The organism is Phytohabitans aurantiacus (genome assembly GCF_027923225.1).
GTDB lineage: Bacteria > Actinomycetota > Actinomycetes > Mycobacteriales > Micromonosporaceae > Phytohabitans > Phytohabitans aurantiacus.
Genome location: NZ_BSDI01000042.1, coordinates 103,500 through 123,805, shown reverse-complemented (window position 1 = coordinate 123,805; position 20,306 = coordinate 103,500). Strand labels below are relative to the sequence as shown.

At 69.5% G+C, this 20,306-nt stretch carries 15 protein-coding genes; 6 read left to right on the top strand and 9 right to left on the bottom strand.

Annotation, left to right across the window (positions count from 1 at the left end; genetic code table 11):
* Positions 1-8: 8 nt before the first annotated feature.
* The 3 genes from QMG73_RS32995 (at position 9) to QMG73_RS32985 (ending at position 2,061) form a co-directional block, all read left to right on the top strand.
* Positions 9-164: a sigma factor-like helix-turn-helix DNA-binding protein gene (locus QMG73_RS32995; RefSeq protein ID WP_309299554.1), complete on the top strand. Its 156-nt coding sequence runs from the start codon at positions 9-11 to the stop codon at positions 162-164.
* On the top strand, positions 154-1,413 hold the full coding sequence (locus QMG73_RS32990; protein WP_281902263.1) for a hypothetical protein: 1,260 nt from the start codon (positions 154-156) through the stop codon (positions 1,411-1,413). Before QMG73_RS32995 ends, QMG73_RS32990 begins: the two co-directional genes overlap by 11 nt.
* Positions 1,414-1,704: 291 nt before the next feature.
* Positions 1,705-2,061 carry a hypothetical protein gene (locus QMG73_RS32985; protein ID WP_281902261.1) on the top strand — a complete coding sequence of 119 codons (357 nt, stop codon included), beginning with the start codon at positions 1,705-1,707 and terminating at the stop codon, positions 2,059-2,061.
* Positions 2,062-2,081: 20 nt separating this feature from the next.
* Here QMG73_RS32985 and QMG73_RS32980 read toward each other — a convergent pair whose 3' ends face one another.
* Positions 2,082-2,849, bottom strand: coding sequence for an AfsR/SARP family transcriptional regulator (locus QMG73_RS32980; RefSeq protein ID WP_281902259.1), 768 nt, complete (start codon positions 2,847-2,849; stop codon positions 2,082-2,084).
* A gap of 100 nt (positions 2,850-2,949) precedes the next feature.
* On the opposite strand from QMG73_RS32980, the gene QMG73_RS32975 reads away from it, so the two are divergent.
* Positions 2,950-3,687: an NUDIX hydrolase gene (locus tag QMG73_RS32975; protein ID WP_281902258.1), complete on the top strand. Its 738-nt coding sequence runs from the start codon at positions 2,950-2,952 to the stop codon at positions 3,685-3,687.
* Positions 3,684-8,003: an nSTAND1 domain-containing NTPase gene (locus QMG73_RS32970; protein ID WP_281902256.1), complete on the top strand. Its 4,320-nt coding sequence runs from the start codon at positions 3,684-3,686 to the stop codon at positions 8,001-8,003. Before QMG73_RS32975 ends, QMG73_RS32970 begins: the two co-directional genes overlap by 4 nt.
* A gap of 57 nt (positions 8,004-8,060) precedes the next feature.
* Here QMG73_RS32970 and QMG73_RS32965 read toward each other — a convergent pair whose 3' ends face one another.
* The 3 genes from QMG73_RS32965 to QMG73_RS32955 all read right to left on the bottom strand — a co-directional run bounded on the left by QMG73_RS32965 (position 8,061) and on the right by QMG73_RS32955 (position 11,207).
* A complete protein-coding gene (locus tag QMG73_RS32965; RefSeq protein WP_281902255.1) occupies positions 8,061-8,603 on the bottom strand; it encodes a peptidase inhibitor family I36 protein in 543 nt (180 codons plus the stop codon).
* Between the two features lie 94 nt (positions 8,604-8,697).
* Positions 8,698-9,585 carry a phosphopantetheine-binding protein gene (locus tag QMG73_RS32960; RefSeq protein WP_281902253.1) on the bottom strand — a complete coding sequence of 296 codons (888 nt, stop codon included), beginning with the start codon at positions 9,583-9,585 and terminating at the stop codon, positions 8,698-8,700.
* On the bottom strand, positions 9,582-11,207 hold the full coding sequence (locus QMG73_RS32955; protein WP_281902252.1) for an AMP-binding protein: 1,626 nt from the start codon (positions 11,205-11,207) through the stop codon (positions 9,582-9,584). The genes QMG73_RS32960 and QMG73_RS32955 overlap by 4 nt, the downstream gene beginning before the upstream one ends.
* 540 nt (positions 11,208-11,747) lie before the next feature.
* Here QMG73_RS32955 and QMG73_RS32950 point away from each other — a divergent pair.
* Complete coding sequence (locus QMG73_RS32950) at positions 11,748-12,188, top strand: hypothetical protein (RefSeq protein WP_281902251.1); 441 nt, start codon at positions 11,748-11,750, stop codon at positions 12,186-12,188.
* 49 nt (positions 12,189-12,237) lie between these two features.
* Here the strand turns inward: QMG73_RS32950 and QMG73_RS32945 are convergent, their stop codons facing one another.
* The 5 genes from QMG73_RS32945 to QMG73_RS32925 all read right to left on the bottom strand — a co-directional run bounded on the left by QMG73_RS32945 (position 12,238) and on the right by QMG73_RS32925 (position 20,262).
* Entirely contained in the window at positions 12,238-13,338 is a 1,101-nt protein-coding gene (locus QMG73_RS32945) for a hypothetical protein (protein WP_281902250.1), read from the bottom strand.
* A 166-nt stretch (positions 13,339-13,504) separates the two neighbouring features.
* On the bottom strand, positions 13,505-14,758 hold the full coding sequence (locus tag QMG73_RS32940) for a Wadjet anti-phage system protein JetD domain-containing protein (protein WP_281902248.1): 1,254 nt from the start codon (positions 14,756-14,758) through the stop codon (positions 13,505-13,507).
* Complete coding sequence (locus QMG73_RS32935) at positions 14,755-18,099, bottom strand: ATP-binding protein (protein ID WP_281902247.1); 3,345 nt, start codon at positions 18,097-18,099, stop codon at positions 14,755-14,757. Before QMG73_RS32935 ends, QMG73_RS32940 begins: the two co-directional genes overlap by 4 nt.
* Positions 18,096-18,767 (bottom strand): DUF4194 domain-containing protein, encoded by a 672-nt coding sequence (locus QMG73_RS32930; protein WP_281902245.1) that lies wholly within the window; start codon positions 18,765-18,767, stop codon positions 18,096-18,098. Before QMG73_RS32930 ends, QMG73_RS32935 begins: the two co-directional genes overlap by 4 nt.
* Positions 18,760-20,262, bottom strand: coding sequence for a DUF3375 domain-containing protein (locus tag QMG73_RS32925; RefSeq protein WP_281902244.1), 1,503 nt, complete (start codon positions 20,260-20,262; stop codon positions 18,760-18,762). Before QMG73_RS32925 ends, QMG73_RS32930 begins: the two co-directional genes overlap by 8 nt.
* Between the last annotated feature and the right edge of the window lie 44 nt (positions 20,263-20,306).

Here is a 20,306-nt window from a genome sequence, read left to right as displayed (position 1 = left end):
TGCTGGCGTTGGGTCGCCGTCAGCGTGCGGCCGTGTTTCTGCGTTTCTATCTTGACCTGCCGGAGGCGGCGATCGCTGAAGCGCTCGGCTGCCGTCCCGGGACGGTGAAATCTTTACTCCATCGCGCGCTTGCGACCTTGAGGGAGCACCTCGATGAACACTGAGCCATTGGACGGACGGGATGAGCGGGTGCGGGCCGCTGTCCGGGATCATGTTGCCGCGTTGACAGTGCCTGCGCCGGATCTTGCGCGGGTTGTGGCGCGGGCGGAAGGCGGTGCTCGGCCGCGGCGGCGGTCTGGGTGGGTTGTTCAGGCGGCGGCTGCGGCGGTTGCTGTGGTGGTTTGTGCGACGGTGGCGGTGGTGGTTTTGCCGTCGAAGTCGCAGCACGGGGTCGCGCCGGTGGTGTCGGCGGATCGGGTGCCGGACTTTGCGAATTTGGCGGGGCCGGAGGTGGTGTGGCCGGATGCGGTTCGTCGGTTGCCGGGGAGGTTGCCGGATGGGTCGGTGTACCGGGTTGTGGACTCTGCTGGCGCAGATGAGGTGCTGGTGGTTCCGGATGGTCGTGCGGCGGGTCCGTTGCTGTTCAACCCCGACAGTGGGGTGGTTCGTCCGGTGGCGACTGGGTTGGTGACGGATGGTTTGAGCGCGTCGCGGGTGACGATGGCGCGGGTGGCCGGGGATCGGGTGGTGTGGTTCGTGCAGGGCCGGCGGGGTGGGAGCGTGGTTCGGGAGGCGTGGTCGGCGCCGTTGGCTGGTGGTGAGGTGAGGCGGCTGGCGGATTTGCCGGCCAGCGCGGTCGAGGGGCGGGTGGTCCTGGCCGGTGAGGCGTTGATTTGGGAGCAGCATGGTCCGGGTCAGGGGCAGGACGACATCGTGATCCGTCGGCTGTCGCTGAACGGTGGGTCGGTCGCTGATGTGCCGGGTTCGCGGGGGTATTGGTTGTCGACCGTGCCGGGGTGGATTACGTCGCAGTATCCGGGTACGCCGTTTGGTGAGCCGGAGCGCACCGGGACTTTGGTTGAGGTCGCTACCGGGCGGCGGGTGCAGTGGAAGGCGAATGACGAGTTCGAGTGGACTGTCGCATGTGGACCCGACTGGTGTACGGGGTCGGCTGTCGGTGGCTACATCGCGTTTCAGGATCTGGACGGTAGCCGCTATCTGGAATTGAAGCAGAAGGGTCACTTTGACCCGAGCCGCGATGGGCGCCTCGCGATCGGCACCGTCGCCCAACGATGGGTCGTATGGGATCGGGGCAGCGGTAAAGCCGCGACGATCGCACAGGACCTGTCAAAGAACGGCATCACCGACCGGTCCATCTCCGTCCGGTACGACTACGATCCGCGGTCGCCGGTGCTGACCTGGCAGAGCCTTGATGGCACGTACATGATGCTGGACCTGAAGCGGCTGTGGTGAGCGGTTCGTGTCGGCGTTGAACGGCGCGGTGGCGGGCAGCGACGCTTTGAAGCCGATGCGAGGTAGGACCTCCGAGTGAAGCGGCCCATCCAGACGGTGGCCTTCGCCATCCTTGCCCTGACGGCATTCTTCATCGCAACCGCGGTCGCTGCCCGGCTCTCCGCGACGATGCTGCCTTAATTCAAAGCCGTCCATGGTGACGGGCCCGGGCGGTCCGGTTTATCGGCGGCCTGAACGGACGTGCAGGGGGCGGCGACAGACTTGTCCTGCCGTTCAGCGATCATGAACCTCATGGAGGATCAGCAGGCGTCGCAGTCGGCCCAGGGTGAGGCGAAGGTCATCACGCTCTGCGGCTCGACCAGGTTCGAGGCTGAGTTCGCGGAGGTCAACCAGCGGCTCACGATGGAAGGCTGCGTTGTGATCAGCCTCGGAATGTTCAGCCTCCCCGATCTGCCGGGCTACGACTGGACAGTCGACAGCTCGGACCTGAAGGGGCGGCTCGGCGCCGTGCACTTCCATAAGATTCGCATGGCTGACGAGGTGTACATCGTGGATCCCGGCGGATACGTGGGTGAGTCGACCCGACGGGAGATCGCCTACGCGGAGTCGCTCGGCAAGCCGGTTCGATATCTGAGTCGCGAGCGCTGACCGAGCCCGGGTGTGCGGGCTCACCGGCCGGTGGCGGGCGGGTCGAGGCGGTGGTCGCCGCGCAGGATGGCGCCTTCCAGCTCGCGTAGTCGCCGTCCGGGGTCCAGGCCCGTGTCGCCGGCGATCGCGGCGTGGGCGTTGCGGTAGGTGGCCAGCGCGTCAGCGGTGAGGCCGGACCGGTACTGGGCGAGCATGAGCTGGCCGACGAGCCGCTGCCGGTGCGGGTGCTGGGCCACCATCTCGACCAGCGTGCCCAGTACCCCGGTGTGGTTGCCGACGTGCAGCTCGGCGTCGAGCCGCTCCTCCTCGGCCGCCAGCCGCTCCTGGGTGAGCCGGTGGGTGAGCCGGTCGACGACCTCCGGCGGCCCGGCGCCAGCGAGCGGGGTGCCGCGCCACAGGGCCAGGGCCCGGCGCAGCGGGCCGAGCCGGTCGGCGTGGCGCGCGGTCTCCCGCGCCTGCTGCACGAGCGCACGGAACCGGTGGACGTCGACGCATTGCGGGTCGGCCCGCAGCGTGTACCCGTGCCCGTGGGTGGCCAGCTCGGCCGGCCGGGCGCCCTGACCGAGGCCGAGCGCCACCCGCAGCCCGGAGATGTTGACCGCGATGGCGTGCCGCGCGGTCCGCGGCGGAGATCCCGGCCAGGTGAGATCGACCAGCCGGTCGACGCTGACCACACGGTTGATCTCCAACGCCAGCAGAGCGAAGCAGAACCGTTGCTTTCGTGGCCCGAGGGCGAGGCGGACACCGTCCAACCACGCTTCCACCGGGCCGAGCAGTCGAATGTCCATCGCCCCTCGTTCCACATCGGACATTCATTAGTGTCTTTCTGACATTAACCGCCCTCCCCCATTAGTGTCAAGTTGACATTTATGGAGTAGCCTCATGGTCATGGCCGCCGTATCGCGAAGGCACGCCCGCCTCTACGTCACCGTCGACCTGGTGATCCTGACGATCCGGGAGGAGGGCCTGCACGTCCTGCTGGTCGAGCGCGGCAAGGAGCCGTACCAGGGACAGCTCGCCCTCCCCGGCGGGTTCCTGCGGGAGCGCGAGAACCTCCCCGACGCCGCTCGCCGGGAGCTGGCCGAGGAGACCGGCCTTTCCGACGCCCGCCTACACCTGGAGCAGGTGGCCACCTACGGCGACCCCGGCCGGGACCCGCGCGACCACGTGGTGACCGTGTCCTACCTGGCGATCGCGCCGAGCCTGCCGGCCCCGGTCGCCGGTTCCGACGCCCGCCACGCCCGCTGGGAGCCGGTGGACCGGGTGGACCGGCTCGCCTTCGACCACAACGACGTCTTCGCCGACGCCCTCGAACGCGCCCGCAGCAAGCTCGAGCACACCACGCTCGCGACCGTGTTCTGCGCGGAGACGTTCACCATCGGCGAACTCAGGCGGGTCTACGAGGCGGTGTGGGGCGGGCCGGTCGACGCTCGCAACTTCAACCGCAAGGTGACCGGCACCGACGGGTTCGTGGTGCCGACCGGCGAGACCAGGCGCTCCACACCCGGCCGGCCCGCCGCGCTCTATCGCGCGGGTCCGGCCAAGACGCTCTATCCGCCGATGCTGCGCACCAACATCGGAGCACCAACATCGGAATGGACAAGGATTAATACCATGCGCGCGTGACGCGGTCGCGGGATGCCGGTGTGGACGTCGTCGTCCTCACCGCGCTGGGTCTTGAGTACGACGCGGTGCACCCCTACCTGGCCGATCCGCGCGAGCACGTCGACGCCGACGGCACCCGCTACGCGGTCGGCGTGCTGCGCGGCGGCGCCTGCCGGGTGGCGCTCGCGGTCATGGGTCCGGGCAACGTGGCGGCCGCCGCGCTGACCGGCCGGGCCATCGAGGAGTTCCGGCCACACGCGCTGTTCCTGGTGGGGATCGCCGGCGGGCTCGAAGCCGACATCGGGCTCGGCGACGTGGTGGTGGCCACCCACGTGTACGCGTACCAGGGCGCCAGGGCCGAGCCCAGCGGCACGCGGGTCCGCCCCAAGGGCTGGCCGCTGGCCCATCGCCTGGAGCAGATCGCCCGCGGCGTCGCGCGTACCGGTGACTGGACCGCGTCGCTGGGCGAGGGCGGCGGCGGTGGCGCCCGGGTGCACTTCAAGCCACTGGTCTCCGGCGACGTGGTGTTGGACACCCGCACCGGACCGATCGCCGAGACGATCTTCCAGAACTTCAGCGACGCGATCGCGATCGACATGGAAAGCGTCGGCGTCGCCGAGGCCGCGCTGCGCAAGGACTTCTACCGGGCGGTCACCATCCGCGGCGTGAGCGACGCGGCCGGCGGTCACAAGCGGCACACCGACGCCGACGGCTGGCAGCCACGCGCGGCGGTACACGCGGCCGCCTTCGCGGTCACCATGGCCGAGCGGATCGTCCGGCCGGTACCGGCGCCGCCGCCCGCACGGCGGGCCGAAACCGGGCCGTGCCCCTACCCCGGCCTGGCCGCGTTCGGTGAGCAGGACGCCGACCTGTTCTTCGGCCGCGGCGAGCTCGCCGACGAACTCGCCGACCTGGTGACCCGGCGGCGGTTCGTCGCCGTCACCGGCCCGTCCGGCAGCGGGAAGTCGTCGCTGCTGCACGCCGGGCTGAAGCCACGGCTGCGCCCGCGCGGGTGGGCGATCGCCGCGTTCCGTCCGCTGGCCGGCGTACCCGCTGCCAAGGCCCTGGCCGCGGCCCTGTTGCCGCTGCTGCACCCGGAACGCGGCGATGCTGCGCCGCGCCCGGCCGCCATGGCCGGCGTGGCCGGCATGATCGCCGACGGGCGGCTGCCGGAGCTGGTCGGCACGGTGCTCGCCGAGACCGGGGCCGCGCGCCTGCTGGTGTGCGTGGACCAGTTCGAGGAACTGGACGAGGCGGCCGCCGAAGACCTGGCCGGACTGCTGACCCGGCTGGCCACCGGTGCCCTTCCGGTACACGTGGTGCTGACGCTGCGGACCGAGACGCTGGACCTCGCGGCCGACCGGCTCGGCCTGGGCGAGCTGGCCCGCACCTCCGTCTTCCTGCTCACCCCGATGCGGCCCGACCAGCTCCGGGCCGCCATCGAAGCCCCGGTCGGGCCGACCGGTGTCACGTTCCAGCAGGGCCTGGTCGACCGGATCGTGGCGGCCGGCGGCGCGTCGGCCTCGCTGCCACTGATCCAGTTCGCCCTGACCCGGCTGTGGGAGGAGCAGGACGGGCCGCTGCTGACACACGCCGCCTACGACGGCTTCGGCGGCTTCGAGGGCGCGCTGGCCGGGTACGCCGAGCGGGTGTGGGCCGCGGACCTCGACGCGGGCGAGCGGGTCGCCGCCCGCCGCCTGTTGCCGCAGTTGACCCGCCCGATCGGTGCCGACGGCGTCGTGCGCCGCACCGCCCGGGCCGGCGAACTGGACGCGGACCTGCGGCCGGTGGCACGGCGGCTGGCCGCGACCAGGCTGGTGGTGGAGAGCGTCGACGCCGCCGGCGAGCCGGCATACGACCTGGCGCACGCCGCCCTCGCGACGCACTGGCAGCGCCTGGCCGGCTGGCTCGCCGAGGAACGCGACTTCCGCGCCTGGCAGGAGGACCTACGCGAGAGCCGGCAGCGGGCCGAACCACTGCGCGGGCAGCGGCTGTCCGACGCCCGGCGGTGGCTACGCGAGCACCCACAAGACATCACCGGCGAGGAGCGCCGGTTCATCGCCGACAGCCTGTACCGGCGGCGCCGCCGGACGGCCGCGTGGCGCGGCGCCGCGGCCCTCATCGCCGTCCTCGCCGTGCTGACCAGCGCGCTGACGGTCATCCTGGCCAAGCGCAGCGGCGAGCTCGCCGATCAGGTGCGGCGAAACGCCGCGCACGCGCTGGTCACCGACGCCACCGAGGTAGCGCCGAACAAGCCGGACACCGCGGCGCTGATGACGGTGGCGGCGTACCGGACCAACCCGGATCCGACGGTACTGGCCCACCTGGCCGGCCAGTACCAGCGGTACCGGTCGACCGATCGCCTGCTCCCCAGCGACGTAACGTATCTGCGACAGGTGCGGGTCAGCACCGACGGCCAGGTGATCGCGGCGGTCGGCACCGGCGGCGGCGTGCTCTGGCGCCTGAACGAGCAGTCACCGAAGCCGGTGTACCTCGACAGTGGACTGATCGGGATCGCCCTCAGCCCAGACGGGCGGCGGGTGGCGGGCATCGACGGGTCGAGGCGGGTCACCGTCTGGGGGCCGGACGGTGCCAAGGCGGCGCTGGGCGAGTTCGGCAACCCCCTGACCGGAGTCCCGTCGCTGCGCTTCGCCCCTGACGGAACGCGGCTGCTCGCGGCGCAGCCCCGCGTCGGCCTGAAAGCATGGGACGTCGAGGGCCGGGCCGTCACCCTGCCGGCCGGTGCCGTCGATCAGGTCAGGGACGCGGACCGGGTCCAGGCGTGGTTCGGCCCATCCGGGGACGCCCTCGTCGTGGCGGTGGACGGCGCGCTCACCATCTGGGACCTGAACAGCGGCGAGGACACCCGGGTGACCGGGGCCGGCACGGACGGCGCGGCGGTCAGTGCCAACGGGCGCACGGCGTACACGTGCGCGGGCACGACGTTGACCGCATGGAACCTCGTCACGCGCAAGAAGACCGCGTTACCGGCGCCCGGCGGGCGATGCCCGGACCTGTCCGACTACGCGCTCGACAGGAGCGGCAGCGTCATCCACGGCGGCGGGCCGACCGACCACAGTGGTCGTTTCCTGGTCACCGGCGCTCCCCTGGAGGGCCGCAACCAGCACCTCCGCATCCGGGCGTCCATCATGGACACTCAGGAACGCACCATGGCGTACCCGGTGCTGCCACCCAACAGCGGCCCGGTTCTCGCGTACGAAATCGCCACCGTCGGCGACACCGTGCGGGTGGTCAGCGCGGCCGGTTCGGCGATCGCGGTCCTGGACCTCACCGCGGCCGACTTCTCCCCGCTCAATCGGGGCCTGGAGCCGGATTTTGCCGGCGGCCCGCTCCTCGGGCCGGGCCAGCCGTTGGCCGTCACCGCCGCCGCGAATCCCCCGACACTGTCCACCTGGGACACCGCCACCGGCCGGCGAGGAAAGACGGTCACGGCCGGCAAGGACGAGACGCTGGTGCGTTTCGCCGCTCGCGACCGGCTGCTGACCCGCATCTCCCCCAACGTTCTCGCGGTACGGGACGTGCCGTCGCTTGGCGTCGTAGGGCGGCGGCTGCCGCTGCACACCGAGCCCGAGGTGGCCGGAAACGGGTTCTTCTACGGCCTCTGCGCGGCCGATACCCCCGACCCGGACATCGTCGCCGTCTTCTTCGCCGGCTACGCCAGCCGGATCGACCTGCGATCCGGCGCCCTCGTCGACCGGATCCGGCTCTGGCGTGACCGGACGGAGCTGCCGACCTTCGCCAGCGTCAACAGCTGCCCGCTGCGACCCCGACACGACCAGATCGCGTTCAACCACGGCCGGGCGGTCGAGGTGTGGAGCCTGGCGCAGAAGGCGCGGGTGGCCAGCTTCCCGCTCGAGCGCCCCACCGAGATCGCGGACGCCACATTCAGCGCGGACGGCCACCACCTGGCGGTACTGGGTGCGGACGGTGCGCTGGACGTCTGGGACGTGGACCAGCGGCGGCGCGTGACGGACGCGCTGACCGTGCTGCCGGCCGGCCTGCCGTACCACCAGATCGCGCACTTCCCGACCCGCGACCAGATCATCGTCAAGATCGGTGGCGGCCTGCGGATCTGGGATCTGGCGAGCGGCTCCATCATGGCCGAGATCGACATCGACTCGCTGAACGTGCGGCCCGTCCTCTCGGCCGGCGGTGACGCCCTGCTCATCTGGATGCGCTCCGCCGGCCTGATGCGGATGCCGCTGGCACCGGAGCGCTGGGCCGAGCACCTGTGCCGCGCCATCGGTCGCGACCTGACCGACGCCGAGCGCGGCACCCTACCGCCGGGCACCCCCGACACCCCCGCCTGCCCTTAGAACCTGTATGAGCTCCCGGTTGCCGCCAGGAGCTCATCAGGCGATCAGTGGACCGGATCAGGGACAGAACGACTTGTGGGACTCGGCGTTGTCGTTGCCGACCTGGGTACCGCTGAGGTTGCGCCAGCGACCGGCGCCGATGGGGGCCGAGTCACCGTTGTGGTCGACCTCTTCGTAGAGACGCACCTCGCAGCCGGTGCGGTTCCACACCGACGACGCCTCGTTGGCGACCGGGCCGCCCACGATCGGCCAAGTGTCGTTGTTGTAGTTGTAGTCGGTGTCGCCGCTCGCCCAGTCGATGACCGGGCCTTCCCGGTTGGCGTTCTTGTAGACGCAGATCTCACCGGGATCGCAGACGCCGTTGCGCAGCGGCGCGGCGACCGTCACGTCGTCGCTGCCGGGCGCCGCAGGGGCGGCGACGCCGAGCCAGCCGCTGGCGGGGGCGCCGGCCACGGTGCCCGAGGCGTCCCCCGGCGCCAGGTCGGCCTGCGATTCGGTGCTGGCGTAGGCGGGCGCGGACGAGGGGGCGAGCACAGAGGCGAGGCCAACGGTCACGCCGGCCATGGCCAGCAACTGCCGGCGACGATTTGCAGTGTTCACGAGAATCTCCATTCTGGTTTGAGTGCTGATGTCGAGAGGCGCTGTGTGTGCCCCCGAAGCGGCGGCGACCGGGCGCGCGCCGGCCGGCGCCGGTTCACCGCTCGTCCTCGATGGGCTCGTCGCGGTAGATCGCGCAGATGAACTGATCCCAGTACCGGCCGGCGTAGTAGTGGTGGTCGCGCAGCACGCCCTCGACCTCGAAGAGCCCCTTCTCGCCGCTGCGCAGTTGGGGCCAGTTGAAGCCGGGTACCTCCAGGTACAGCTTGCGCAGCGGGAAGGTGTGGAACAGGTGCCGTGCGAACAGCGCCACTATCTGCGCGGCGAGCCCGGTGCCGGCGCATCGCGGCTGGAACACCGCACCGAGATAGGCGTGCCGCAGGCTGACGTTGGCGCCGTACGCGACCACCAAACCGACAGGCTCGTTGTCCTCGGCGCGCCGGGCGACATACTGCACGAGTACCTGCTTCCACAGGTCCGCGGTGAACCGCTCGAACGGTGGCGGGGCACCGCGGTACCGCCAGCGAAAGCACGTCTCCGGCTGGATGGCGAGCGTGTAGAGAAAGCCCATGTCGTTCGGTTCGATGGAGGTCAACCGAAACGCGTGTGTCTCCAGAACCGGCACGAGCGGATCGGCGGCCGGTCGTGCTCTCGCGGTGACGTCGGTGGGCCCGACCGGATACGGCTCCGGGCCACCGGTCACCCGGATCGACAGCCCCGGGAAGGTCGCCTTCTCCAACAGCGCCAGCACCCCGCCGACCGTCGTTGGCCGGCCGCTGGCGGAGTCGAGGGTGACGCCGCCGGTCTCCAGCCAGGTGAGCAGCCGCATCATGGCCAGGCTGTCCAGGGCCAGGTCGTCGACCAGCCGGGCGGTGTCGGGCAGTGCGGAGTGGTCGAGGCCGAGCAGGTCGGCGAGCTCGCGGCGGTACGCCTCCCGGCTCGTACCGGCCGTGCTTGGGTCAACTCTGGTGTCCACAGTGGTCATCGAACGCTTCCTTCCTGGACCGGTTGGAGGATGCCGGCCAGATACCGGCGGCGGGTCTCGGCGCGGCGAAGCTTGCCGGAAGATGTCCTGGGCAGCCGCCCGGGTGGCAGCGTCACCACATCGGCCGGAGTCAGGCCAACCTCGTCGAGCACGGCGACGGCCACGTCGTGGCGTACCTGTACGGGGTCCGCGGCGCGGCACTCGACCGCGACGACGAGCCGGTCGCCGGCATCGTGCGGCACGCCGAACGCGGCAGCGGCACCGGGGCGTACACCAGGCACCTGGGCCGCGGCCTCCACGTCCTGCGGAAAGATGTTGCGGCCCGCGGCGAACAGCACGTCCTTGTGCCGGCCACACACCACCAGCTCGCCATCGACGAGATAGCCGAGATCGCCGGTGCGCAGCCAACATCCCGCCGGTGGCCGCGGCTCACCCCAGTAATGCCCCACGACGGAGGGGCCACGGATCTCGACGTGCCCAACGACCCGCTCACCTATCGGGGCACCGGTGTGCCGGTCGACCACGCGCAGCGTCGTACCCCGGACCGGCGGGCCGAGCCGCACGAGCCGCCTGGCCGGGCCGCCCGGCGTGGCCGGTACCGCGCGAGCGTGCTGCTCCAGAGCGCCTGGGTCGACGTCATCCACCCGCACGCCAGCACCCAGCGAGGAGAACGTGACGGCGAGCGTCGACTCGGCCAGCCCGTACGCCGGCACGACCGCCAAGGGGTCCAAGCCGTACCGGCCAGCGGCCGCGACGAACCGGCCCATCATCCGCGCGTCGACCGGTTCGCCGCCGGTGAGCATGAACCGCACCGCCCGCAGGTCCAGCTCCTGATCCGCGGCCAGCAGCCGGGTCATCAGGTGGTACGCGAAGTTCGGCGCGCCGGTCGTCGTGGCACGATGCCGGGACAGCGCCTGAAACCAGCTCGCCGGCCGCCGGGCGAAACTGAGCGGAGACTGCAGCACCAGCGGGCAGCCGGCGGACATCGGCAGGATCAGAAACCCGACCAGTCCCATGTCGTGGTAGAGCGGAAGCCAGGACATCATCCGCGTAGGCCGGGGCCCGTAGAAGTCGATCGCTTCCTTGATCGCGGCGATGTTCGCCGCCAGATGCCGATGGGTGACCGGCACTCCCCGCGGCGCCCGCGTGGAACCGCTGGTGTACTGAAGGATCGCCAGATCATCCGGCGCTGGCCGGTGCGGGCTGGCCGGCACCGCCACCCGCGCCGAGGCAGCCAGCACGGCGAGCGACACCACTCGCGTCACCTCGGCCAGCGGCGCCACATCCGACTCCGCGACGACCAGGTCCAGGCCCCCGTCGGCGGCGATCGCGACCAGGTTGCCCAGACGCCCCCGGGCCGGCGGCGGCAGCACGGTCACGGCCGCGCCCAGCAGCCATACCGCCTGAAGCGCGGCCACCAGGTCCACCCCGGTGTCACCGACCAGACCGACCCGCGACCCACGGCCCACTCCACCGGCGGCCAGCACGGTCGCCATGCGCCGAGCCTGATCGTGCACGACCGCCCACGGCACCGCCGCGATCGTCTCGCCCGCACCGCCCAACACGGTCAGCGCGCAGCTCCCACCGGCCCGATCGACAATCTCATCCACCACCGTCCGCATGGATGCACGATGGACCGCACCATTCATAGTCCGATCAGAACCGGCCAGTACCACAGCCGACCGAGCCACCCCGCCGCAGCGGCCGGCGCCACCCGCCTGCCGGGATCCGCGAGGACCGCTTGGAGCAGTGCCGGCGCGACCTTGCCAACCCGTACCGCGTACGGCCTTTCGCCACGCGAGTTTCGGCACCGGAGCACGCTCAGAGCTCGGTTCTGAACCTGACCCTGAGGTCTCTATAGATCCAAACAAAGAGACGTGAGCTACCGCGACGCTCACCGCGCTCCATGCCCGTTGCTCCCGCGGCCTCACCCGCCGCCGTCGCACGACCAACCCGGGCGAGGGCAGGTCGTGTGCCGCGGACGGCGAGGCCGCGGGAGCAACGGCATCGCGCACGGCGGACGTCGCGGTAGCTCAGAGCCTGATCAACTGCAAGATCGACGCGAGAGCGGGCTGCGCCGCCACCGGGCGCGATGAAGGCACCGATGCCATTCCGATGAAGGTCAGGGGCCAAAATGGGACCCCAGCCATCGGAGGTAACACATGCGCACCCTGGCTAAGATCCTGATTCTCGCGTCCGCGGCGGCCGGTGTGGCGGTCGTCGGCGTCGCGGGTCCGGCCCATGCCGACACGGTGAAGTGCGCGGAGCGGCCGCTGCGCCCGGAGGCTCCCGACATCGTGATCGTGACCTGCGCCGAGGCGACGGGCGACCAGCGTCGAAGCCTGTCGACCGTGATCAACGGCACCGACCAGGCCATCGAGCTGAGGGAATTCAAGACCCTCATCTCCTATCCGCAGTACGGCTTGACCGACTGCGGAGCGTCCCGGCTCGACGCCGGTACGCAGGCCGTCTGCATCTCCCCGTGGGTGACAGCCAGGGGACCCTCCGAGGCCGGCCGTGCCTCGGCGTTCAGCATCGTTCGTGTGATAGAGGCAGAGGGCCGACACACCTTCGCCATAGGCGTTATCGACGCCACCTTCTAAGGAGCAGCGATCGCACAACGCTCCGAGACGAAGGCAATGCGCGTGTGCTTCAGGTTCCGTTCAGCTCATCGAGGATCTGATCGAGGCGACGACGGCCCTCCTCCGTCAGTCCAACCTTCACGTGGCCGGCGAACTTTTCGCGCAGGTACTCGGGAATGACGTCGTCGGCCGACTCGTGGGTGACCCAGCCCTTGGCAAATGCCTCCGCTACGAACGCCTGCGCCGCGACGACCTGCGGATCGTCCAGTGCCGGCAGACCGGGCCCAACGGCCAGTACGCCGGCGGCCCTGGCCTGTGCGCCTGCGTCCGCCAACACCACCCGACTCAGGTCGCGGCCCCCCAGAAAGCGTGGCTGCCCCGGCGGCAATACCGTTGCCAGCACCGAGAACACCGCCCGCACCTGATCGGGCCCATAGGCGGCCGGATCATCGGTAGCACGCAGAATCGCGCCGCCGTGCTCCAGCGGATCTACTGCTACGAACGCCTTCGAGGCTCGCAGCCCGTCCACGCCCCCTAAGCGAGGTAGCAGCTCCTTCGGGCACACGGTCACCCACTCGTAGCCGCGAAGGTAAGTACGACTCTCAGCAGCGGATCTATCACACCGGCGCAGCAACGCCGAATCGAGCATCGTGTTCGGCGCGATCGACTCGGCGTTGACGACCACCTCGCCGTACACGGGATCGGCCACGTCGGCCACGCTCCGCAGCAACTCCAACAGCGGCGGCAGCACCACCGGCAGCCGGCCAGGACGGTCCTCCAGATCGACCGCAGCCGACAACATGACGTGACGGCGTTCGGCGAAACGGAACGCGTACAACTTGAGGTCGGCGACGTCGGCCCTCGGCGACGTGGCGCGCCAGACCCAGGTGAGCTGGTAGAAGTCCTCGGTGATCCCATCGCTCCACGTCCGGGGACGGATCTTCCGGCCGGTACCGTCGGGCTTCTTCTCAAAACCAGACCGCTGGACCTTGGGCTTCGCCACTTCTCCAGGCGGTTGGAGCAGCCCCGACAATAGGCAGTCGGCCTCGGCGTGCCACATCTTCAGGACCGGGCCAACGCGGGACAAGTCGTCGCCATAGTCCAGGTAGAGCAGAACCCTGACGAAATCCGGCTCGCGGCCGCCATCGATCACCCAGGACGGTGTTGTCATATCTGTGTGCCTACGAAAAGGGCCTCGTTGATCTCGACCAGGTGACCGTCCGGATCCCGCACGACACCTCACTTCTTCGTCGACGAGCAAAAGCATGCCCGGATGGCACACTAACAAAAGAGAGATGTGAGCTACCGCGGCGGTAGCTCAAAGTCCGATCCTGAACCTAAAAGGTCTCCAGACCGACGCCTTGGCTTTTCAAGACTCGCAGCAGTCGGGTAACGGCGTGGGCGAGAGGGATGGCTTCCTGCTCGATCCGGCGGAACGGGGTAGGACCCGCGGTGGCGATGGTGTTGTACGCGGTGGTCTCGGCTTCGGTCAAATGAGGCAAGGGCTCCCGTGACGGCTTGATGGGGCGGCCCGCCTTGTCGTGGTTGACGCCATGCTCGGAGTAGCGGTGCAGGTCGGTGGCTTCCATGAGGATGGAGGTGACCGGTTTCGGCGGTGCGCCATCCGGTGCGGGCTCAGCTAGCGTGGCGCGGAACTGGTTGAGGATCGTGTACCCGTCCGCGTCGATGTCGCCCCAGTAGACGACATGATCCGCGGCGCGGATCCAGGGCACATTCGCCAGTAGGGCGGCTGCCGCCTTGCCGCCGCCCTCGACCACGATCGTGTCGCTGACTGGCGGGAACCAGAGGCGGGAATCGCGGTTTTCGACGATGAGGACGGCGCGCGGCCGGTAGGCGATGTCGTGTACGTCACCGGTGGTCCAGGCGTCGTGCCTACGGCGGCCCGACGCGGTGTGGTGAGGGTCGACGTAGGTCAGGTGCATGACGGTTAGTCGGGGCCTGACCTCGTCTCGGACATCGCGACCGGCGACGTCGCGCAGCAGTGCGCCGTTGGTGTCGAGCCACTTGGTGTGCATGCCGGGGACCGGAAGTTGCCGCAGGGTCCACGTGCTGGCGTCGGGGTGCTGGCGTAGCCAGGTGACCGCGCTGATCAGCACCTCGACGTCGTTGGCCCGAAGACGGTAGACGGCGCGCAGCGTTGCCGGGGTGAGGATCGCGCTGGCGGATCGCAGCGCCGACGCGAGCGCTCGGGCGCGGCCGATGTCCACAATGGAGGGTTCGGCACCAAACCGTGCGTCGGCGATGAGCGTGGCGGCGCCGTCCAAAGTCGCATTGAGCGTGGCGGGAAAATCGCCGGCGACTCCTCGGATGGTCACCGCTTTGCGAACGAGTCGCACGCCCGCGGGGAGCTGGTCGTAGAACTCGCGCCAAAGCATGTGCCACTCGTGCCAAGCGGCGTGCCCGAGCCGCTCGACGGCCTTGCCCGTCGACACACCAGGGCGGAGTGGAACGGAGAACACGACTTGGTCGCCGCCGACGCCGAGATCCGCGCACACGGCGTCGGCCCACTTCTGATCGACCTTGTGGCGGATAGCCGTTACGGCGTCCCCCGGCGTGACGAGCCCGCTCATGCGTCCGGAACACCGACCAAAGGTTTCGCCCAGGATCGGCCCTGGGAGTTCTTGAGGATCAGATACTCCGCGTCGACGTGCGGTTCGATCGCGCTGTGCTTGTCGTTGGGGGCGCCGATGATGAGCTGGAAACCGAGGCCCCGCCACGCGCCGATGGCCCGGCCGGTGAAGTGCGCGTCCGCCTTGATGAGCGCCTCGTCGAGAAAGACGGGGGCATAGCGAGGACGGGCGGCGCCCGCGTCGCCCAGCTGGTAACGCAATGCCGCTCCGACGATGAACGCGACCAGTTCCTGCGACTCGCCGCCGGACTTCTCGCCAATGTGGTCGTACACGGCGACGTGTGTACCCTCGAGATCGCGTTTCTCCGCGCTGATCCGAACGTGGTTGCGCACGTCGACGAGGTCGGCGAAGTCTGGCGCGGTGCGTCGGATACGGTCGATCACTTTGGCCATCCGGTGATAGGCGCGTTCTCGGTCGTCGTCTGTCGCCGCTTGGTCGATGAAGGCGCGTACTTCGCGCAGCTGTTTGCGGAATCGGGCACGCACCGCGGAGTGGCTCTCCTGCGGGTCGATGCGCAGCCGGTGTTTGTCGTCGGCGAACGGCAGCTCGGCGAGTACGCGGTTGACCGGGTCGATCCGGTCGCGGATTTCTCGGACCGCTGCGGCGAGCTCGCTATCCAGGCCGGTCAGGTCGTTGCCGGACAGTTTGAGCAGGCTGTCTCGCCACTCGGTCTCCAGCTCGTGCAGGCCACTTGTCTCCAGGTCGGTGAGGAGGCGGTCGAAGTCGAGGTAGGAGTCGTCCGCGTCCACGCCGAGGTTTGGGTTCGGCCAGCGTTCGAGGAACGTGGAGAACGTGTCGAACAGCGCCTTTCTCGACCGGCCAATCGTCTCCGTCGCGGACTGCCGGTCGTCGCGCATCCTCTCGGTGGCGCGTTTCACGGCCGCGTCGAACTCCGCGAGCGCTCCCGCGGGGGCTGTGCCGTCTGGTGCGCTGTCGAACAGCGCCTCCAGGTACGCTCGGTGTTCTCGACTGACATCGACGCCTGATTCCGCGGCATTGTCGAGCGCGCGCTGGGCACGATCTACCTCGTCGACGGTCGATTCCCACAGTTTCTCGAACGCCTGCGCGCTTTCCTTCTGCTGGCCGACACGCTCGGTCAGTTTCCTGACCTTCTCCTTGAGTACGTCGACTTGGCCGTGTAGCTGATCAATCGTTGGATTGCCCGCGCGGATCTCGTCGACCACGTCGTTCCAGCGATCCCGCTCCGCCCGGACCGACTCGACGTCTACCTGGTCCCAGGAAAGGTCGGTCAGGGTCTGGTAGGCCGTGCGTCTGGTTTCGAACGAGTTGAGGCCGCCCTCCGCTCTCGACTCCTCGGCGATGGCGTCGTCGAGGCGTTTTTGCGCGAGGCCGATCCGGTTTTCAAGGTCGGCAAGCAGTCTGGTGTTTGTGAAACCGAGCACGTTGGCACGGCCGTGACCGCCGTGCGCGCCCCGACCGCCTTCCGACGTCTGGCCGGTGATCGTGAGCGCTTTGGAGTACTGCGGCAGCAGCCTGGGCGTCTCGACGCAGACGAAGTCGAAGCGGCGGGCGAGCTCAGCCTTGAGCCAGGCGGTGAACGGCGAGGGCCGGTAGTCGAGCCTGCCGGGGAGCGTCTTTCCGTCGAGCCCGACCTCGTCGCGCAGGCCGGTCCGTACGCCCTCGAACTGGACCCGTCGGGCGGTCGGCACCGCGTTGATCGCCTCGCGGAATGAGTTCAACCTGCCAATGTCGATCAGCATCCGCATGGCGAAGCCGCCGAGCGCCAGGTTGAACGCCTCGCGCCACGGCTCGAACTCCGTTCGCACCTCGATCAGCTCGCCGACGAACGGCAGGTCATCCGGGGTGAGTCCGGCGGCCTCGGCCAACCTGGCGCGGACCGCGTGCAGGTCGGTCGGAATGTTGCCCCGGCGGGACTTGACCGCTGTGTGCTCGGCGCGCAACGCTTCCAACTCGTCGTCGGCCGCCTTTTTCTCCGCCACCGCCACGGCGAACCGGTTCTGCGCGGTCCTTCTAGCGTCGTTGTCGGCCAGCGACCGATGCGCCGTGTCGACCAGCGCGGCGAAGTCCTCACCGGTCGACACCGTGGCCCCGATGGCCACGAGCGCCCGGTCGACTCGTTCCCGTGAGCGTTCGACGTCGCCCAACCGTTGCTCCACGCCGCGGATCTCACGGAGTGCGGTCTCCAGGCGGTCACCACCGGACGCACGAAGCGCGTCAGCCACCGCTTCGCGCTCTGTCTCGGCCGCTTTGACGAGAGCCATGGTCTCGGACAGCTCGCCCTTGGCTCGGCGGTGCCGCTGACCCAGGTCTTCTTCAGCGGCGCGCAGCAGGTCCAGCCGGCGTTCATGACGCCACAACGCGGCCGGGGACGACAGATCGATGAACGATCCGACCTCGTCGATCAGGTGCAACCGGTCAACCGCTTCGTCGATGACGCGCCGGTGTTCGCGGATCGGAGACAGCGCCTTGACCTGCTGGCGGGCTGTGATCATCCGGACGCGGGTGCTGGACAGCTCGTCAAACTGCTGTACCACCGCGTCGGCGGTGGCCAGTGTGGACGGTTCCTCGAGGACCATCGTCTTGTACAGAGCGTCGACGGTGGTGATTTGCTGACCGGCTTGAATCCGACCCAGTAGCGCGACTGCCTTGTGCCCGTCGCCCGCGGCGCCGATGCCGAGCGTGGTGTGAAGACGCGCGGTGAAGTCCCGGTCGGTTTCAAAGCAGTTCAAGCCGGTTGCCGATACCTCGGCGCGGGCGAGCTTGTTGCTCGCGGGGCCTTCCAGTGCCCGCAGGTGGAACGCGTGGTCACAGGTGGCGCGTACCGCCACGACGTCGTCGAGGCTGCGGGCGGCCGACGGGACGTACCAGGCCCGGAGTGCGGTGAACTCGGCGCCGGTGTGGTCGACCCAGGTCATCGCGATGGCGGACCAGGTGTCTTGGCCGTCGCCGCGCAGCACCCGCAGCTTCGTCTCGCCGTCGGTGCGGGATTCGTCGAGCTTGCCGCGCGCGTAGGAAAGGATGTTTCGCTGGTCCTTGCCCCGGGGCCTGCCGACGACGCCGCCGTTGGACGCCCCGTTGAAGGGGGTCGTATGCGGCATGAGCAACGCGATGTAGGAGTCCATCAGCGTCGACTTGCCTGATCCGGAGCCTCCGCTGAGCAGTGTCGCGCCGGGTGCGAGTCGCAGGTGGTGATAGCCGTCGTATCCGCCCCAGTTGACCAGTTGCAGGTCTCGCGCCACCCACTGCTGGCCCCGCGATGCCGCCGGGATCAGACCGAACAGTGTGTCAATCATGCTCATGCCGTGGCCTCGTTCCGCTCGCGCAACCACTGCTCCAGTTCGGCGAGCTTTGCGGCGCTCAGCACGACCTCCACCATCGGGGTGACCCGATACCTGCCGGCGGATTCCTCGGCGAGCAGACCTTCGGTGACCAGTCGCTGCACCGCGGAGCGGACCTCTTGTTGGCCGCGGGCCAGGTTATGGTCATTCTGATCGAAGTAGGTCAACGTGGTCTGCTCCAGCTCTTCGATGTCTACCCGCGCGGACGTCTCGCCCGTGCCGCGTTCCCGCTGGAAGACGGTCCGCAGGTGCACCAGTACCAAGGTTTCGGCCCGGTTGTAAGGGTCGTCCTTGAGGAGGATCGGCACGTCCAGCTCCGCTGAGCGCACCTGCTCCTTGTAAGCGACGCCTCGGTCATGGTCGACCACGAGGCGCACGAACAGGTCGTGCATGCGCGATTCAATGATCTGCTGGTTCTGCAGCAGCGTGCGCCACTGCGCCGGGTTCTTCTCGGCCAGCAGGAACTTGCGCCGCAGCAACTGGACCAGTACGCGGCGTACGTCCGCGTCGAGAGTGCCCGCGTCGCCGGCGAACAACTCCGCCGGATCGTCCTCCATCGAGACCGGGTCGATGAACCCGGCCGCCGCGTCTGCCGACCAGCCGTCGTCGGCGCCGTCCGGCTCACTCATCGCCACCGCTCCCCTCTACGCTCGCCGGGTTCGCCGCAACCACACCGCCGAGGGCGAACCGTCGCCGGGTCCGGTCGGGGCGGACCGTGTCGACCATCGCGACCTCGGCCGTCTCGGTCATCCCGGCGTCATACGCGATCTCCAGCAGGCCTAGCAGGTCGACCGGCCGCTGGATATCCTCGATCGCCGCACGGAACGCGGCCGTGACATCCACGCTCGCCGCGTCGCCCGCGAACGCCGCCAAATGCGCGCGTAACTCGGCGTATCGAGGGCCACCCCATGCCCGAGTGTCCGCGGCCGGCAGGTCCTCAGCCTCGTCCCACTCCCGCAACGGCGCCGGCGGCTGCGGCGGCCGCAGGTCGTTCATCCGCTGCCGCAGGTGCCCGACGTCGGCGACCGGCAGGCGACGCAGTGGCTCGACGGCCTCGCCGCGGCGTGAGCCAGGAACCCACTTGTGTAGACCGGACATCACGTCCCTGAGCAGTTCATCCACTTGGCGGTCTCGCATCGGATCGTGGTTGCGGACCTGGGCGGTGATCACATGAGATGCCTGCCGCTGCGCGGACAGCACCTCCTTGACACCCTGCTCGATCCGGCGCGAGATCTCGGTGAGCTCCCGCCGCTGCTGCTCTGGCAACAGATCGGTGAACCGATGCCGCAGCACGATGCGCAGCTGACTCCACAGGTCTTCGATCTGCGCGGGGTCGCCAATCAGGCGCAACGCCCCCGCGAACGCGCGGCCCTCCGCTGTCGCGTCCAAGATCTGCTGGCCACGAGCGAGGTACTCGCGGAGCACCTCACCGGTTGGTCGCACGTCGTGCCGCAACTCCGCGACGACATCGCGCTGGATGGCTTTGATCGACTCTGCCACGCGGGCGAAGTCTGCGGGCAGCTCCCGCGCCAGGTGCAGCACGTTTTCAGCCGCCTCAAGCAGCTGCTCGTCGTCGACGGTCTCGACAGCGCCACCCTGGTCCAGCCGAGCGAGCTCCTTCTGCCGCTGCTGGATCTCCTCATGGAGGCGCACCATTCGGGCCATCACGTCCGGATCGGCGTCCTGCGCGAGTCGCTCGATCGCCTCCAGCAGCGTCCTGACGCGGGACTCCGACACCTTGGTCCGCACTCCGCCGACCCGCCCGGCGACCTCGAGCGCACCGACGCCGTACGCGGACAGCCGGTACACCTCGACGTCGTCGTCGGACACCTGCCGCACCAACCACCCGGCCTGCACCCACTGCCGGCACAAATCACGTGCGTTTCCCGAAGGCAGCCGCAGGCCGTCGTCGTCGCCGTAGCCCGCGGCCCGCAACTGGCCGAGGGCGTCGTTGATTTCCGCGTGCGCGTCAGCCACCGCCACCCTCTGCCGCTCCGCGGTGAAGACCATCGCCAACACCGTCACCACGAACGGCGCGTGCGTCTGGTGGAGCAGAGCGAGCATCGGATTCTGGAACGCCCGGAGCGCGCCCTGGTAGGCACCCTCAACACCTCGTGTAACCATCGACACGAAGCGTACGGCGCGGGTACGACACGTCAGCTTCCGCG